General features: G+C 42.9%; 19 protein-coding genes. 14 read left to right on the top strand and 5 right to left on the bottom strand.

Annotated features, from left to right (window positions below):
• Window positions 1-76: 76 nt before the first annotated feature.
• The 7 genes from ACE5CV_RS01965 to ACE5CV_RS01935 all read left to right on the top strand — a co-directional run bounded on the left by ACE5CV_RS01965 (window position 77) and on the right by ACE5CV_RS01935 (window position 4,138).
• Window positions 77-490 (top strand): DUF4199 domain-containing protein, encoded by a 414-nt coding sequence (locus tag ACE5CV_RS01965; protein ID WP_374948468.1) that lies wholly within the window; start codon window positions 77-79, stop codon window positions 488-490.
• A complete protein-coding gene (locus ACE5CV_RS01960) occupies window positions 483-782 on the top strand; it encodes a DUF2752 domain-containing protein (protein ID WP_374948467.1) in 300 nt (99 codons plus the stop codon). The genes ACE5CV_RS01965 and ACE5CV_RS01960 overlap by 8 nt, the downstream gene beginning before the upstream one ends.
• Window positions 783-965: 183 nt before the next feature.
• Window positions 966-1,328: a TM2 domain-containing protein gene (locus ACE5CV_RS01955; RefSeq protein WP_374948466.1), complete on the top strand. Its 363-nt coding sequence runs from the start codon at window positions 966-968 to the stop codon at window positions 1,326-1,328.
• A 52-nt stretch (window positions 1,329-1,380) separates the two neighbouring features.
• On the top strand, window positions 1,381-1,506 hold the full coding sequence (locus ACE5CV_RS01950) for a hypothetical protein (protein WP_374948465.1): 126 nt from the start codon (window positions 1,381-1,383) through the stop codon (window positions 1,504-1,506).
• Between the two features lie 299 nt (window positions 1,507-1,805).
• A complete protein-coding gene (locus tag ACE5CV_RS01945) occupies window positions 1,806-2,903 on the top strand; it encodes a Nif3-like dinuclear metal center hexameric protein (RefSeq protein ID WP_374948464.1) in 1,098 nt (365 codons plus the stop codon).
• The gene (locus tag ACE5CV_RS01940) at window positions 2,903-3,646 is read left to right on the top strand and encodes a zinc ribbon domain-containing protein (protein WP_374948463.1); all 744 of its coding nucleotides are present in this window, start codon (window positions 2,903-2,905) and stop codon (window positions 3,644-3,646) included. The genes ACE5CV_RS01945 and ACE5CV_RS01940 overlap by 1 nt, the downstream gene beginning before the upstream one ends.
• A gap of 261 nt (window positions 3,647-3,907) precedes the next feature.
• Window positions 3,908-4,138, top strand: a complete 231-nt coding sequence (locus tag ACE5CV_RS01935) for a hypothetical protein (protein ID WP_374948462.1) — start codon at window positions 3,908-3,910, stop codon at window positions 4,136-4,138.
• A gap of 182 nt (window positions 4,139-4,320) precedes the next feature.
• Here the strand turns inward: ACE5CV_RS01935 and ACE5CV_RS01930 are convergent, their stop codons facing one another.
• Window positions 4,321-5,391: a PA0069 family radical SAM protein gene (locus ACE5CV_RS01930; RefSeq protein WP_374948461.1), complete on the bottom strand. Its 1,071-nt coding sequence runs from the start codon at window positions 5,389-5,391 to the stop codon at window positions 4,321-4,323.
• Window positions 5,392-5,510: 119 nt separating this feature from the next.
• Here ACE5CV_RS01930 and ACE5CV_RS01925 point away from each other — a divergent pair, with 119 nt between their 5' ends.
• Window positions 5,511-6,599, top strand: coding sequence for a metallophosphoesterase (locus tag ACE5CV_RS01925; protein ID WP_374948460.1), 1,089 nt, complete (start codon window positions 5,511-5,513; stop codon window positions 6,597-6,599).
• 121 nt (window positions 6,600-6,720) lie between these two features.
• Here the strand turns inward: ACE5CV_RS01925 and ACE5CV_RS01920 are convergent, their stop codons facing one another.
• The 3 genes from ACE5CV_RS01920 to rsfS form a co-directional block, all read right to left on the bottom strand.
• Entirely contained in the window at window positions 6,721-7,359 is a 639-nt protein-coding gene (locus ACE5CV_RS01920; RefSeq protein WP_374948459.1) for a lactate utilization protein C, read from the bottom strand.
• An 80-nt stretch (window positions 7,360-7,439) separates the two neighbouring features.
• Window positions 7,440-9,551 (bottom strand): ATP-dependent zinc metalloprotease FtsH, encoded by a 2,112-nt coding sequence (gene ftsH, locus ACE5CV_RS01915; RefSeq protein ID WP_374948646.1) that lies wholly within the window; start codon window positions 9,549-9,551, stop codon window positions 7,440-7,442.
• Between the two features lie 59 nt (window positions 9,552-9,610).
• Window positions 9,611-9,985 (bottom strand): ribosome silencing factor, encoded by a 375-nt coding sequence (rsfS, locus tag ACE5CV_RS01910; protein WP_374948458.1) that lies wholly within the window; start codon window positions 9,983-9,985, stop codon window positions 9,611-9,613.
• A 92-nt stretch (window positions 9,986-10,077) separates the two neighbouring features.
• Here rsfS and ACE5CV_RS01905 point away from each other — a divergent pair, with 92 nt between their 5' ends.
• From ACE5CV_RS01905 to rimM, 6 genes are all read left to right on the top strand, one after another.
• Window positions 10,078-10,803 (top strand): biotin--[acetyl-CoA-carboxylase] ligase, encoded by a 726-nt coding sequence (locus tag ACE5CV_RS01905; protein ID WP_374948457.1) that lies wholly within the window; start codon window positions 10,078-10,080, stop codon window positions 10,801-10,803.
• A 1-nt stretch (window position 10,804) separates the two neighbouring features.
• Window positions 10,805-11,254 (top strand): protein-disulfide reductase DsbD N-terminal domain-containing protein, encoded by a 450-nt coding sequence (locus ACE5CV_RS01900; protein WP_374948456.1) that lies wholly within the window; start codon window positions 10,805-10,807, stop codon window positions 11,252-11,254.
• An 18-nt stretch (window positions 11,255-11,272) separates the two neighbouring features.
• The gene (locus tag ACE5CV_RS01895) at window positions 11,273-12,994 is read left to right on the top strand and encodes a protein-disulfide reductase DsbD family protein (protein WP_374948455.1); all 1,722 of its coding nucleotides are present in this window, start codon (window positions 11,273-11,275) and stop codon (window positions 12,992-12,994) included.
• 102 nt (window positions 12,995-13,096) lie between these two features.
• A complete protein-coding gene (gene pfkA, locus ACE5CV_RS01890; RefSeq protein WP_374948454.1) occupies window positions 13,097-14,074 on the top strand; it encodes a 6-phosphofructokinase in 978 nt (325 codons plus the stop codon).
• A 186-nt stretch (window positions 14,075-14,260) separates the two neighbouring features.
• Window positions 14,261-14,797 carry a 30S ribosomal protein S16 gene (locus ACE5CV_RS01885; protein ID WP_374948453.1) on the top strand — a complete coding sequence of 179 codons (537 nt, stop codon included), beginning with the start codon at window positions 14,261-14,263 and terminating at the stop codon, window positions 14,795-14,797.
• A 102-nt stretch (window positions 14,798-14,899) separates the two neighbouring features.
• Complete coding sequence (gene rimM / locus ACE5CV_RS01880; RefSeq protein WP_374948452.1) at window positions 14,900-15,427, top strand: ribosome maturation factor RimM; 528 nt, start codon at window positions 14,900-14,902, stop codon at window positions 15,425-15,427.
• Between the two features lie 48 nt (window positions 15,428-15,475).
• On the opposite strand, the gene apaG is transcribed toward rimM, so the two are convergent.
• Window positions 15,476-15,862: a Co2+/Mg2+ efflux protein ApaG gene (gene apaG / locus ACE5CV_RS01875; RefSeq protein WP_374948451.1), complete on the bottom strand. Its 387-nt coding sequence runs from the start codon at window positions 15,860-15,862 to the stop codon at window positions 15,476-15,478.
• Window positions 15,863-15,885: the final 23 nt, after the last annotated feature.

The following is a 15,885-nucleotide window of genomic DNA, read 5'->3' as shown; positions in this document are numbered from 1 at the left end:
ATAGCAAACAATTTGCCCTATTGTTTACTTTTAAATGATATTTTGACGACACACATTTTTACCAAACTTTATACAGATGAAGAACTCAGTAATTTTCGGGCTGTTAATAGCCGTTTTAAGTATCATATGGCTTTTTGTGATGCGCTCTACAGGCTATAACCTGGGCGATAGCAAGGCTTCTCCAATAGAATATGTATCAGTTATCATTCCGCTTATAGGGTTATACTTTGGCGTAAGGCAATTTCGCAATGGCGAACTGAATGGAAAAATGGGTTTTTTGGAAGCGCTGATCCAGGCCTTTAAAATATTACTGGTTGGGGGTATTGCTACCGGCGCGGCTGCAATCCTTTACATCAATATTATGGTATCTGGTAACGATACCAGCTTTCAAAGCTTTAGCGGCCGTATTTTTGGCGCCCTGCTTGTAGGTGTAATTGAGGCATTTGCAGTTTCGTTGCTGCTTACCACCAAAAGCAATAAGGTTGATTAAAAAGGTATTTAGCAAATATGCTGAAATAACCATTTGGATTGTGGCCCTTATTTGCCTGGCGTTTGTAAACCCGGCAGATAAGGGCCATTTTAGTATATGCCCCTTAAAAATGATAGGCTTTAAATGGTGCCCCGGCTGCGGCCTGGGCCATTCCATAGCCTATTTTTTTCATGGCGACATCACAGCATCCTTTCGCACCCACTGGCTGGGCATCCCGGTAGTATTTGCCTTGCTATACCGGATCTACACACTGCTGTTCCTGCAGCACCGGTACGATATTACCCCTTCATAGGCAAAGTCATTAGATATTTCGGTCAATTATGCCGGGTCTAGCATCGGTGAAAAAAATCTGCCGATTTCGCCGGATAAAGCAGCGCATTTACCGAGAGTTTAGCCTAAACTGCCTATATTGTATTGGCGTTTTTTACTTCTGATAGTAGTTTTACATCATCAATCACACACTAAACTTACAAAAATGGAAACTTACAATCCTTATATGTCACTGCCCGGCATCACCACCGAAGAGATGACATTTTTACACCAGGCAACTAACGAACTTACCGACGTGCAGAAACAAAGTTTTTTTATGGCTTATAGCGGCAAACGCAAAAGCCCTCAGGATATCATGATCTTTACGTTGCTGGGGTTTATTGGCATAGCAGGTTTACAGCGATTTATTACCGGCCAGATTGTGATGGGTATACTTTACTTTTTTACTGCCGGCTTTTGCTTTATCGGTACCATTGTCGATCTGATCAACCACGCGTCAATTGCTACAGAATATAATAAAAAGATGGCCTTTGAAAGCTTCCAGATAGCTAAAATGGGCATGTATTAATAACACCTAAACCTTATCACAATATTTCCTAAACCCTATCACTATTATTAACATGAAAACGCCAGGCAAAACTAACACCAGCAAACTAACATCACGCTTCGATAAAGAATTGATGAATATCCTCATAAATGACCTTAAAGCGGCAAAGGCAAAAAGCCACAGTCGCCTAAAAGTTTAGCCGAAGGCTAAATGTTAAACAAAGATCAAAGCGAGGTAAGCGTTGGGAGGTTATGCCATTAACCTGGCCCAAAGAAAATATTACCGGTTGTTTTGATCTTTGTGTATTTAAGCTGCAGGCAACTCACCCCGACCAGGGCTCCGCCCGGTCGACCCTCTGTCCGCAAGCGGGAAGAGGGTGAAACGAGATAAAAGAAAAATGCTCCCTCTTTGCGCAGCAGAGAGGGGGCAGGGGGTGATTAGAAATAAAAATCCCTTCTTGTCCTTTAATCTTTTAATCGTGTGCTATCTTCGGGTTATATGAAATTAGCACAGCTAACCAATTACCTGGAAAGCCTGGCACCATTAGCCTACCAGGAAGATTACGATAACAGCGGACTGATTGTTGGCCGGCCCGATCAGGAAGTTAACCAGGCGCTGATCTCGCTCGATTGTACCGAAGCGGTAGTCGACGAAGCGATTGCCACCGGCTGTGATGTGATCATATCGCACCATCCCATTGTATTTAAAGGGATTAAAAACTTTAATAGCAAAACGTATGTAGAGCGGGTTGTTGAAAAAGCTATTCGCAATAATATTGCCCTGTATGCCATCCATACCAATCTGGATAATGTGATGACCGGGGTAAACGCAAGGATTTGTGAAACGCTGGGGCTAGTAAACTTTAGGGTGCTGGCACCTAAGCAGGGGATGCTTAAAAAACTTGTAACATACGTACCCACCGCGCAGGCCGATCAGGTGCGAAACGCGCTTTTTCATGCAGGGGCAGGCCATATTGGCGACTATAGTGAATGCAGCTTTAACGCGCAGGGAACGGGCACCTTCAAAGCAGGCGAGGGCAGCGACCCTTACGTAGGCGAACCAGGCATCCGGCATCATGAAGATGAAGTGCGGATAGAAACAGTTTACCCGGCAAACCTGGAAAGCAAGATATTGATGGCGCTTGTATTAGCACACCCATATGAAGAAGTTGCCTATGATCTGTTTAATTTGACCAATCAGCACCAGCAAGTTGGCAGCGGTATGATAGGCGATTTGGAAATTGCAGTTACAGAGGAAGAATTTTTGCGGGAAGTAAAGCAAAATATGCATGCCGAAGTAATACGGCACACCGCTTTTACAGGGAAGCAGGTACGCAAGGTTGCTGTTTGCGGCGGCTCTGGCGGGTTTTTACTGAAACACGCAATTGCTGCCGGGGCAGACATTTTTGTTACTGCCGATTACAAATATCATGAGTTTTTTGACGCCGAAGGAAAAATACTGATTGCCGACATTGGACATTTTGAAAGTGAGCAATTTACGCAGCAATTATTGTATGAATTAATTCAAAATAAATTTGTTAACTTTGCCATCCGTTTAACAAAAGTCAATACAAACCCCGTCAAATATTTTATTTAATGGAACAAACCATAGAACAAAAGCTTAAAGCTTTATACGACCTGCAGCTTATCCACACAAAAATTGATAAAATACGCCAGGTAAGAGGTGAACTGCCTATGGAAGTTGCCGATCTGGAAGATGATGTTGCCGGATTAGAGACCCGTATACAAAAGATAAAAAATGAACTGGACGACCTGGAAGATGAGATTGTTACCCGCAAAAATCTGATCAAAGAAGCACAGTCGAACACTAAAAAATACGAAACTCAGCTTAACGAAGTTAAAAATAACCGTGAGTATGATGCGATCTCTAAAGAGATTGAGATACAAGGACTGGATATTCAGGTAAGTGAGAAAAAGATCCGTGAGTTTGGTTTTGAGATTGCATCAAAAACCACTATTTACGAAAAAGCCCTTGCCGATTTGGAAGCACGCCGTAGCGACCTTGACGCTAAGAAGGATGAATTAGGTACTATTACTGCCGAAACTGAAAAAGAAGAGAACGAATTAACATCGCAAGCAGAGAAATCTACAGGTGGTATTGATGAGCGTTTGCTGATTGCCTACAACCGTTTGCGCAAAAACGCTAAAAACGGCCTGGCAGTAGTTACTATCCAGCGCGATTCATGTTCTGGTTGCTTTAACCAGATCCCGCCACAACGCCAGTCAGATATCCGTCAGCGCAAAAAGATCATCGTTTGCGAGCATTGCGGACGTATCCTGGTTGATGAGCAAATGGCTTTAGAAGAAGAGCAGGCTTAATTAAAAGAACCACCCTCATAAACTTATATTTAAAGGCTCCGTTTACGGGGCCTTTTTGTATTTAGCCCTGCTATGCCCGTGACAATAAAAGCGTGTCAGTTTGAGCTTGTCGGATACCTAATTTGTAGATGGCTCCACAGGCTCAATGGAAAGTGTAGAACGGTTCAAAAGGATTTTCGAAAACAATCATGATCTATTTTTTCAAATAAAATTCGGCAAGCCGCGTTAAGGCTTATCTTTACAACCGAAGAGATTTGAGCCATGGGATTACCACTACGCATTACATTTAACGATCAGGATTACGTTTACCAGATCATAAACAGCAACCTGATCAATCAGAATACAGTTGAACTCGAATTGCTGCTAAACGGTGAAAAACTGCAGCTGATCAAAGAAAAAACCGTCTGGATACAAAAAGACGGAGCCGGAACACTAGATCCCAATTTTGTACAGGCCCTGGGCAGGTCTGTTTCATTAAGGTTGAGGATGTAATTGAGCTGCTTAGCAAATGCCCACTCAATGCATCGCTACGCAATTTAACTTTTAGAATTGGTGGCGCTGTAATGTCAGTTAAGAAAACAGGAAGTTGCTGTTTTCCAATAATTTAAATAAAATCATAAGCGTTCACGGCCGTGAACGTGAACACCCGGCACCCGATTCGGCGCTTAAATTTATCAAAACATACTCGTTTGTTTCCCACCCTTTGGCGTAAATAAGCTCAGGTCATATCCCGGCATTTCGCGGCCTGAGAGGAAGCGTACACAAGCCATTTTGTATAGCTGATGGATAGAATTGGCCACATGCCCGTCGCCGCTCATTCGACGGCCAAAATCACTGTCGTTTAAGTTGCCGTCATGGCAAGCTTTGATCATATTGAGCACCTTTTCGGCACGATCTGGATAAGCCTTATAGATCCAGTCGGTAAAGATCTCAGCGATACTGCCGTTCAATCGTACAATAGTAAACCCCGCAGATACTGCCCCGCGATCGGCCGCGGCTTTAATAATATCCGGAATTTCGTTACTGTTTAACCCGGGTATGATAGGAGCCACCATTACCCTGCAGGGAATGCTTTTTTCTGACAGTTTTTGAATTACACCTAACCGGCTCATACCGGTAACCGTACGCGGCTCCAGCTTTTGCCTGAGCGACTCGTTAAGTGTGGTAATAGAAACATTTACATGTGCCAGCTTCATCGCCGCGAGTTCGCTCAAGATATCTGCATCGCGCAGCACAACGTTGTTCTTGGTGATAATGCTAACCGGATGTTTGTATTTCAAGAATATTTGCAGGAGGCTTCGGGTTATCTTTAGTTTGCGTTCAATAGGCTGGTAGCAATCCGTATTGCCGGATAGTACAATGGGGATGGGCTGGTAGCCGCGTTTATTAAAGTATTTTTCTAACAACTCCGGCGCGTTGCGTTTAACAATGATCTTGCGTTCAAAATCCAGCCCGGCGCTAAAACCGTAATACTCGTGGCTGTTGCGGGCATAGCAGTAAATACAGCCATGCTCACAACCCTGATAAGGGTTTATGGAGTGGAAATGGCTAAGGTCCGGGCTGTTAGATTCGCTTACAATTTTCTTAGGGTTTTCTGTAAAAAGTTGGGTGTGCGTGTTCTCCAGGAGCTGCTCATCTAACCCTTCAATATGCTCCTGCACATATTTGTGCTTTAAAAACTTGTTGTGGGTATTAACCTGTGCGCCCCTCCCTTTAAAAAATTCTGCATTTTCCTCATGTGCCATAAAACAAATTTGCTAATATAATTAGCAAATTGCAAGTTAATAAGATTGTTTTATAGTGCACCAAACCAAAACAATTTAAGCCGCAAACAACAAAATTGACTGCTGCATGTTAACCAGCAATGCGCAAATTTTTGCAACGTCTGCTCTACAAACCTGTTTCACGATTGGCCGACCGGTATTCGTCCAGGCCTGATAAAGCCCGGGTCAATAAAGCATTGAGCGCATTGTATAAAAGCATTATTGATAATCCAGGCAAAAAAGGCCTGGTGATCCCTTTTAATGCCGAAACAGATAAATTCATTATTCTTTCTGATCAGCATAAAGGTGCCCGTGACGGTGGAGATATATTTGCCAGATCGGCAAACAACTATCTGGCAGCTTTAGATTACTATAATCAGCAGCAATTCATATACATTAACCTGGGCGACAGTGAAGAACTTTGGGAAAACCTTTTTGTAACGGTTAAACGCCATAACAAAGCCACATTCGAAAAAGAGAAACTGTTTATCGAGAAAGACCGCTTCGTAAAGATCTTTGGCAACCACGACCTTTACTGGGGCAACGACCCGCTGGCAACGGTAAGCCTGCTGCAGATTTATGGTAAGGCTATCCCCATTTACGAAGGGGCAATTTTGCAAACCATGGTGAATGGAAAGCCTTTCGGGATATTCATGACCCATGGCCACCAGGGAGACCTGCAGAGCGACGGCAATTGGTTTAGCAAATGGTTTGTTAGCAACGTTTGGGGAGCCTTACAGGCTTATCTGCGTATAAACCCTAACACGCCTGCATACAATAATCAGCTGAAAACCGATCATAACCGAATCATGTATGAGTGGAGCAGCAAGCAAAAAGATATGGTGCTGATAACCGGCCATACCCATCAGCCCGTTTTCCGCTCGATGACACAATTAGAAGGATTGTACAATGATTTGGAACTGGCGAAAAAGAATAAAAATGCAGAGGCAATCTTAAAATTGGAAAAGCAAATAACAGGCCTGCACTTAAAAGCAAACAACCAACCAGACTTTAACGGCTATCTGGATACCTATTTTAACAGTGGATGTTGCTGTTTTAATGATGGCGATATTACAGGGATTGAGGTTGAAGCGGGATTCATCCGGTTGATTAAGTGGGGATATAAAAGTAAATTAAGCGTAAGGACAGTTTTGGAAGAAAGCAAGCTGGAAGATTTGCGGTTAATATAGACAATGATTTAACAATTCTGTCATTCCGAGGGAATCACAGCGACGAGGGATCTTGATGCATCAGACCAAGTGATTTAGATAACAGGATTTCTGTCTGTCATTCGTAATCACAGCAGTTTATTTACCCGTCCAGCAGGAATACAAACAGTTCTTTTGGGCCATGGGCACCGAGTACCAGTGTTTTTTCGATATCTGCTGTCCGGCTTGGCCCGGTAATATTGGTGATCATCGATGGTAGGTTATTACCATACTTTTGCTTTAAATTCTTAAAGCCGTCTTTTAGATCAAGTACCAGCTGCGAGGTGTAGGCAAGCACAATGTGTACAGGTGGGTAAATGCTCAACCTGCGGCCAGCGGCGTTGGCGTTTGACAACATTATACTGCCATTGCGCGCTATTAAGGCTTCGCAAAGAGTAAAGCCAACGTCAGCCTGTTCCAAGTCTTTATCGGTTTCAAAAAATGGATATTCGTAAGTGTTCAGAATTTGTTGCAGAGGCGGTTCCCAACAGTATATTTTGTGCCATTTGCGTTCTTCTGCAAGTTCAAGCAGGTTTTCAATAAATTGCACTTCGTCCTCACAAAATACAAACTGGCCGCTCACCGCGGTAAAATGCTCGGCAAAAACAACTTCCAGCATTTCATCAACTGGAGGATACAGCGGTAAGTCTTCTAAGTTAGGATAGGGATTATCACGCTTTTCTAAAAGAGCCTTTCGCACTTTTTTTAAGAGTTTTTCTTTAGATGTAGTGATATCCTTCATACTTTAAAAAGTAAAAAGTTTTGAGCTGTGCATTCTAAGTACTCGGCCTTAATGCACAACTCAAAACTCAACACTATTTATTAATCGTTAGCCGCAGCCTCGGTGTCGCCGGGGTTCCTTGAAAATGTACCCGAATGATCGTTAACACCTTCATGTACCAGGTTTTGCGCTACCGGGTCCTGGTTTGACTCGCCCTCTCCATTTACAAACTCATCGTAAGTGGTGCGGTTATCAAACGGGCGCTTGCCCAATAGTTCTTCCAGGTCTGATTGGAATAGGATTTCTTTCTCGATAAGTTTATTGGCCAGTTTCTCCAGGCCTTCGCGTTTATCAATAAGCAACTGTTTGGTACGCTCATAAACCTCGGCTATCTGGTTACGTACTTCGTTGTCTATTAACTCAGATGTTTTTTCTGAATATGGGCGGTTAAACTGGTGCTCGCCTTGCGGATCGTTAAAGGATACGTTACCCACTTTCTCATTCATACCATAAATGGTTACCATGGCGTAGGCAAGTTTGGTAATACGTTCAAGGTCGTTTTGTGCACCTGTAGAAATTTTACCAAATGTAATGTCTTCTGCAACACGGCCGCCTAAAGTCATGCACATACCGTCAAGCAATTGCTCGGTAGTGTATAAAAACTGTTCTTTTGGCAGGTATTGAGCATACCCCAGCGCAGCTACACCGCGTGGAACAATGGATACCTTTACTAACGGATCGGCATGCTCTAAAAACCAGCCTGCAATTGCGTGGCCTGCCTCATGATAAGCCACAATCCGCTTCTCTTCCGGTGATATGATCTTGTTCTTTTTCTCCAAACCACCAATCACACGGTCAATAGCATCCTGAAAATCCTGCATATCAACCGCCTCTTTGTTTTTACGTGCGGCTATCAAAGCGGCTTCATTACAAACGTTGGCAATTTCAGCACCGGCAAAGCCCGGTGTTTGTGCAGATAGTTTCTTAGCATCAACGCCGTCAGACAGTTTAACCGGTTTTAAGTGTACCTTAAAGATCTGCTCGCGGCCAATAAGGTCCGGTTTATCGATAGATACCTGCCTGTCAAAACGTCCCGGGCGCATTAGAGCGCTGTCCAGTACATCAGGGCGATTAGTCGCTGCAAGGATGATAATACCGCTATCAGTACCAAAACCATCCATTTCAACCAATAACTGGTTCAACGTATTCTCGCGCTCATCGTTACCGCCTACAATATTATTTTTGCCACGTGCACGGCCAATAGCATCAATTTCATCAATAAAAATGATACATGGAGCTTTATCCTTAGCCTGGCGGAACAAATCGCGTACACGTGATGCACCCACACCCACAAACATTTCCACAAAGTCAGATCCGGAAAGCGAAAAGAAAGGCACCTGCGCCTCGCCTGCAACGGCTTTGGCCAAAAGTGTTTTACCCGTACCCGGCGATCCTACAAGCAAAGCGCCTTTAGGGATCTTACCACCCAGGTTGGTATATTTTTTAGGGTTCTTCAGGAAATCTACAATTTCCATCACCTCCTGCTTAGCTTCTTCCAAACCGGCAACATCATTAAACGTAACCGATACCTGGGCCTCTTTATCAAATAAAGTCGCTTTTGATTTACCGATGTTGAAAATCTGACCGCCGGGGCCACCACCAGCGCCACCACTCATGCGGCGCATAATAAACAACCAAACGCCCACTAAAAGCACTGCCATTATAATGCACTGCACCAGCCAGTTGCTCAAAAGGTTTTCTTTTCCCTGCTCATATTGAATAGGGGTTTTTGCTGCATCCGGCAGATCTTTCTCTGCATTGGCAATAGATTGCTTCAGGCTCTCGTAAGATGCATCAGTAAAAAAGTACTGCGGGCCATCTGCAGCCATACTTAAACCGCGCTGGTTTTTATTGGCATCTGCGTATTGCGACTTGGTAAGGCTATCTTTTTTAATATAAACTTCGGCCACCACAAGGTCGCCATTTTTGTAAGCTACCACCTTGTCAACATCATGCTGTTTAAGCATGTCATTACTAAATTTCTGGAAGCTGATCTGTTTACCGCTGTTGCCTCCTAAAAACGTAGGCACTACCAATAAACCAATAATGGCTATGGCATAAAGCCACATCAAATTAAACTTAGGCGGTTTGGGGGTTAATTTTTTATTCGGAATTTTCCGGGTCGGTTTCTGATCGGACTTTTTATCTTTGATTTCCATTTTTACAAGCTCAACTAATCAATATTTAATTAAAGGGGTATATAATTGAGCAATTAAGCGCTTTTATAACTTTTTATTTCAGCATCACCCCATAGGTCTTCAACACCGTAAAACTCGCGTTTATCTGTTCTGAAGATGTGTATCACTACATCTATATAATCCAGTAGTATCCATTCGCCATGTTCAAGCCCTTCTTTTCTCCAGGGGTCCTGCTGCATTGCTTTATAAATCTCTTCTTCTACACTGTTGGCAATTGCCTTAACCTGCGTGGCAGAATCGGCGTGGCATATCACAAAATAATCGGCCACAGAACTATTTACGCTACGAAGGTCAAGCCTTACCAGATCGTTCCCCTTTTTTTCCTGCATGCCATGTATGGCCAGTTCAGAAATGTAAGCGGATTCATTTAACACTTTGCTTTTTACCATCAAAAAGAATTAGTTTTGAACGATTTTGAGTTAAAAATTATTATACGTTGCAAAATAACATATTTTCAGGATTATTCGTCGGACAAAATTTAGTGTCACTTAAAGAAGTTGACTCTACCAACAATTTCCTTAAAAATATCTTGTCAAATTCCAAGCCAGTACCCGAAGGAACGGTCATTATGGCAGAAGACCAGTTTGCAGGCCGTGGGCAGCGTGAAAATGTATGGTATGCAGAGCCCGGTAAAAATTTAACTTTCAGCATATTGTTAAAACCTAATTTTGTAGACGCCCGGATGCAGTTCGATGTTACAAGAGTTGCAAGTTTAGGTGTCTACGACGCGCTGTCGCCCCTGTTAGGCAACCAACTAAGCATAAAATGGCCTAACGATATTTACTACGGTGATAAAAAGCTGGGTGGTATGCTGATAGAAAACATATTGCAGGGCAGCCAGATCAAAAACTCGGTTGTGGGCATTGGATTAAATGTTAATCAAAACAACTTCCCGGATACGGCCGGCAATGCAACATCCGTAACTCAGATATTGCATAAGGATTATGAATTAAAAAATTTATTAGCCGAAATTTGCAATCATATAGAACGCTATTATCTAAGTTTAAAGGCCGGTAGCGTAGATTTTGTAAGGAATACTTACTTAAGCCGACTATACCGCTTAAACGAAGCTAAGCGATATGAGTCGAACGGTGAGGTTTTTACAGGCACCATAAGGGGCGTTACAGATAACGGTTTATTAATTATTGACCACGCCGATGGCCAAAAACACTTTAGTTTAAAAGAGTTAGTATTTTTAAAAGACTAGTATGAAAAAATTATTTTTAGTGATAACCGCCCTGATAGTTACCGTAGCTGCACATGCACAGGTAGAATCGCATGTTAGATGGTCATACGTTGCCAAGAAAACGAGTGCCACAGAAGCCACCGTTTTTTTAAAAGCTAGCGTAGATAACGGCTGGCATATTTATTCGCAAAACGTAAAGGATGGCGGCCCTGTTAAAACCACGTTTACCTTCACCCCGTCTAAAGATTATATGGCAATAGGCAAAACCATTGAGCCGAAACCAATCAGCAAGTTTGAAAAGGTATTTGGAATGAATGTAGGTTATTTTGAAAACTCGGTGATCTTTCAGCAAAAATTTAAGCTAAAATCGGCAAAGGCCAAAACGGTTGCCGGCAAACTTGAATTCATGACCTGTAACGATCAAAAATGCCTGCCGCCAGATGAAGTTACTTTTTCGGTCCCTTTAGGATAATATTTACACGCTACATAAATGACATTACTTAAAAGCCGCGGCCTGTACGGTAACGGCATCTTGTTCTTTGCCCTGTTGTTATCTTTGCTGGCATTTACGCCACAAGCCGCCCGTGCAGTACAAACAAGCGCCGATACGGTATCAACCAAGGGGCTGGAGTTTACTGACATCCCCACCCCGGCAGATAGTATTGCCATCCGGAAAAAAGCCCTGGCCGATTCGGCAAAGGCACATCCGGTTACAGCGAAAAAAGAAACCGTTGCTGCTAAAGAAATCCCTAAAACTTTATGGCAGGTATTCATTGCCGGTTTCCTTGGTGGGTTCGCGGCATTTTTAATGCCATGTATCTACCCCATGCTGCCATTAACGGTAAGCTTTTTTACTAAAAAAGGCGGCAGCCGCAGCAAAGGGATCTTCAATTCAGTGCTCTATGGTTTATCTATCATATTTATTTACGTTTTCATAGGTATTTTGGTGGCCGTTATATTTGGCCCTGCTGCACTCAATGGCTTGGCTACCAATGGGGTTTTCAATTTCTTTTTCTTTTTACTTCTTATCGTATTCGGAGTGTCGTTTTTAGGTGCGTTTGAAATTACCCTGCCAAGTTCCCTGGCTAATAAGTTAGACGAGAACTCTGACAAGGGCGGCCTGGTAGGCATATTTTTTATGGCAGCCACTTTGGTTGTAGTGTCGTTCTCTTGTACCGGGCCAATAGTAAGTTCGGTATTGTTAGATGCCGCCGTTAAAGGCGAGCGCCTTGGCCCGGCAGTAAGTATGCTTGGCTTTTCTACCGCGCTGGCGCTGCCGTTTACATTGTTCGCCATGTTCCCGTCAGCATTAAAGTCGCTGCCAAAAAGTGGTGGCTGGTTAAACAGCGTTAAAGTGGTATTGGGTTTTATCGAGATCGCATTTGCTTTAAAATTCTTATCCAACGTGGATCTGGCTTACCACTGGAACCTTATTGACCGGGAGGTTGTATTATCTATCTGGATCGCGATTGGTTTGCTAATGGGTTTATACCTTATCGGCAAGATCAAATTTTCGCACGATAGCGACGTTACCCACATGTCGGTGCCGCGAACGTTCATCGCCATTATTGTATTCGCTTTTACTTTTTATATGATTCCGGGATTGTGGGGTGCGCCGCTTAATTCTATCAGCGCGTTATTGCCGCCTTTAAGTACCCAGGATTTCGATATTTCAGCCGGCTCAGGCGCGGCGTTAGCTCCGGCTGCATCCGGCAATACCTCAAGTATAAAATCCAAAAAATACGAGGAGTTGTTTAAACGCTTGCCTAAAGTAAAAGGAGTGGAGGATTGGTATGATTATGACCAGGCTGTGCAGGTAGCTAAAGAACTAAAGAAACCCATCCTTATCGACTTTACAGGTTGGAACTGCGTAAACTGCCGAAAAATGGAACAGAACGTTTTTCCGGTACCCGAAGTATTGAGCAAATTGCAGAATGAATTTGTGATGCTGCAGTTGGTGATAGACGACAAGACAGAGTTGCCTGCCGGCGAGAAATATAAATCGGCTGTTACCGGTAAGCAAATAACTGATTTGGGAGGGAAGTGGCTTGATATGGAGATCACAAAATACGACTCGAACGCGCAGCCATTTTATGTAATAGTAAATGAAAAAGGCGAGGCCCTTGTGCCGCCACAGGGTGCAAACTTTAATGTGAGCGAGTTTGTAAAATACCTTGACAGCGGTATCGCAGCGTATAAAAGTAGGCAATGACTGAAAATTAATGTAAATTCGCGGAACTTTACGAAAACGATGTAGTTTAACTGCCGTTTGAAAAGTTCTCTTTTACACTTAACATAAGCGCCCTTTACTAAAATGACGCAGATAAAAAACATAGGAGTTTTTACATCTGGTGGTGATGCCCCCGGCATGAATGCTGCCATCAGGTCAGTTGTACGCTCTGCAACTTATTACGGTATCAACGTAACCGGCATACGCCGTGGTTATGAGGGTATGATTAACGGCGAATTGTTTTCGATGGACCGCAAATCGGTATCAAACATTATTCAGCGTGGAGGTACTATTTTAAAAACAGCCCGCAGCGAGCAGTTCAAAACTACTGAAGGCCGTAAACTGGCATGTGAGCAACTGCAAAAACACGGTGTAGATGCCCTGGTTGCCATTGGTGGCGACGGTACTTTTACTGGCGCACGCATTTTTGGGCAAGAGTTTGATTTCCCAATCGTTGGTTTGCCCGGTACGATAGATAACGATTTGGTAGGCACCGATTTTACTATAGGTTACGATACTGCCATTAATACCGTTATTGACGCAGTTGACAAGATTCGCGATACTGCCGAATCGCATGACAGGGTATTTATAGTTGAGGTGATGGGCCGCGATTCGGGTTTAATTGCCTTACGTACTGGTATAGCATCAGGCGCCGAAGCCATTATCATCCCCGAAACTAAAACCGATATCAATAACCTTTGCGAGCGCCTGGAGCACAGCCGTAAGGATAAGCTGTCGAAAATTGTAATTGTGGCTGAAGGTGATGATGCGGGAGGTGCCTTTGAAATTGGGCGCCACGTAAAAGAGCGTTTTCCGCATTACGATACCCGCGTATCTATTCTTGGCCATATCCAGCGAGGTGGGCGCCCGTCTTGTATGGACAGGGTACTGGCTAGCCGGGTAGGTGTAGCAGCCGTTGAGGCGTTAAGGGACGGCCACCGTAATGAAATGATCGGGATTATCCACAATGAGATATCCTACACCCCGTTTGAGCATGCGTGCAAGCATACGGTTGATATAAACCCAAATTTTTTAAAGATAGTAGAGATACTGGCGATCTAACGGCCAACAGATAAATACAAAAGCAGCTTACAAAGCGGCTTTTGTATTTAATCTCATTAAGTTGTTTTTTTATTAAAAGAAGATACCTATTTAATTACAAGCATTTTATCTTTTAATTATTATTTATATCTTTGCAGCCCCGCAGAAAGAACTCCGGGGACATGTTGAATACATAAAAAAGAAAAAATGGCAACTAAAATCAGACTGCAAAGACACGGTAAAAAAGGTAAACCCTTTTATTATATCGTAGTAGCAGATGCCCGTGCTCCAAGAGACGGTCGTTTTATTGAGCGTATAGGTTCATACAACCCTAACACCAATCCGGCTACAATTGACATCAATTTTGATAAAACTCTTGACTGGGTTAACAATGGCGCACAGCCGACAGATACTTGCCGTGCAATATTGTCTTACAAAGGTGTTTTATACAAAAAACACTTACAAGGTGGTGTTAAAAAAGGCGCTTTAACTACCGAACAGGCAGATACTAAGTTTGCGGAGTGGTTAGATCAGAAAGATAGCAAGATAACCGGTAAAAAATCAAACTTAAACGCTGCTAAAGACGAAGCTAAAAAATTGGCTTTAATTGCAGAAGCGAAAAAGAAAGAAGATAAAGCTGCTATAATTGCCGCTAAAAACGCACCGGTTGCAGAAGAGGTAGAAGAAACTGAAGCACCTGCTGAAGACACTGCTACTGAAACTGAAGCAGAAAGCGCAGAATAATTTTACAAAGAGGATAGGCGCAAGAGTTACGCTCTTAACCCTTTAATCTGAAATGGCGAAAGACGAGCAGTCTTTCGCCATTGTTATTTAAATGCATCGATAATGAAAACTGAAGATTGTTTCCGGATAGGGAGTATACTTAAAACCAAAGGGTTGAAAGGTGAAATGCAGATCTATGTAGACTTTGACGATATTGAAAAAATCAAATTTTCGTCGTTGTTTATTGATATGGCAGGTAAAATGATCCCGTACTTTGTATCGTCTGTTAAATATTTGCAGAAAAGCCAGGCTTACCTAAACCTGGAGGATGTAGATACTATTGAGAAAGCAACCATGCTGGTAAAAAAAGACCTTTACCTGAGCAATAAATTAAAACCTAAAAAGAAAAAGGAAGAGTTTACTCTTAAAGATGTAAAAGGTTTTGTTGCTGTAGATGAAACGCATGGCGAATTAGGTGAAATACTTGACGTAGTTGAGTATCCGCAGCAGTTGATAGCTACACTGAGCTATAAAAATAAAGAGGTGCTGTTTCCCTTAAATGTAGAGATCATTAAAGGTATTGATGTTGAAGGGAGTGAATTGTACATCGCCCTGCCGGATGGCTTGCTTGATGTTTATTTGGAAGATTAGAATGTTCCTAAGACCGGTGTCAGCACCGGTCTTTTTGTTTACTAGTGTCTAATTATAACGGTAAGGCGCAATCAGGTAAAACTCCGGAATTTGGACGTTAAAAACAGCGTTATCTAACAAGCGCTCCATTTGGTACTCGCCCTTCATGCTGCCCATATCTGTCTTTAAATTGCACCCTGATACGTATTCATGAGATGTGCCGGGTTCAATAACAGGTTGCTGGCCAACTACCCCTTCGCCCTCTACCTCACGTTTGGCGCCGTTAGAGTCAAAGATGTACCAATGCCTGCTGATCAAACGCACCGCATAGTTGCCCATGTTCTCGATGTTCACACGGTAGGCAAACATGAAATGATCATTTGCAGGATTCGAGTATTCGGGCTGGTAAATTGTTTCAACTGAAACCTTAACACCTTCAGTTATAGTAGTTGCCATTGTTTTTTTCCTTGTATCAAATA

Origin of the sequence: Mucilaginibacter sp. (genome assembly GCF_964263795.1) — a bacterium.
In the GTDB taxonomy this organism is placed as follows: Bacteria; Bacteroidota; Bacteroidia; order Sphingobacteriales; family Sphingobacteriaceae; genus Mucilaginibacter.
This window is presented reverse-complemented; position numbering and strand designations above follow the sequence as displayed.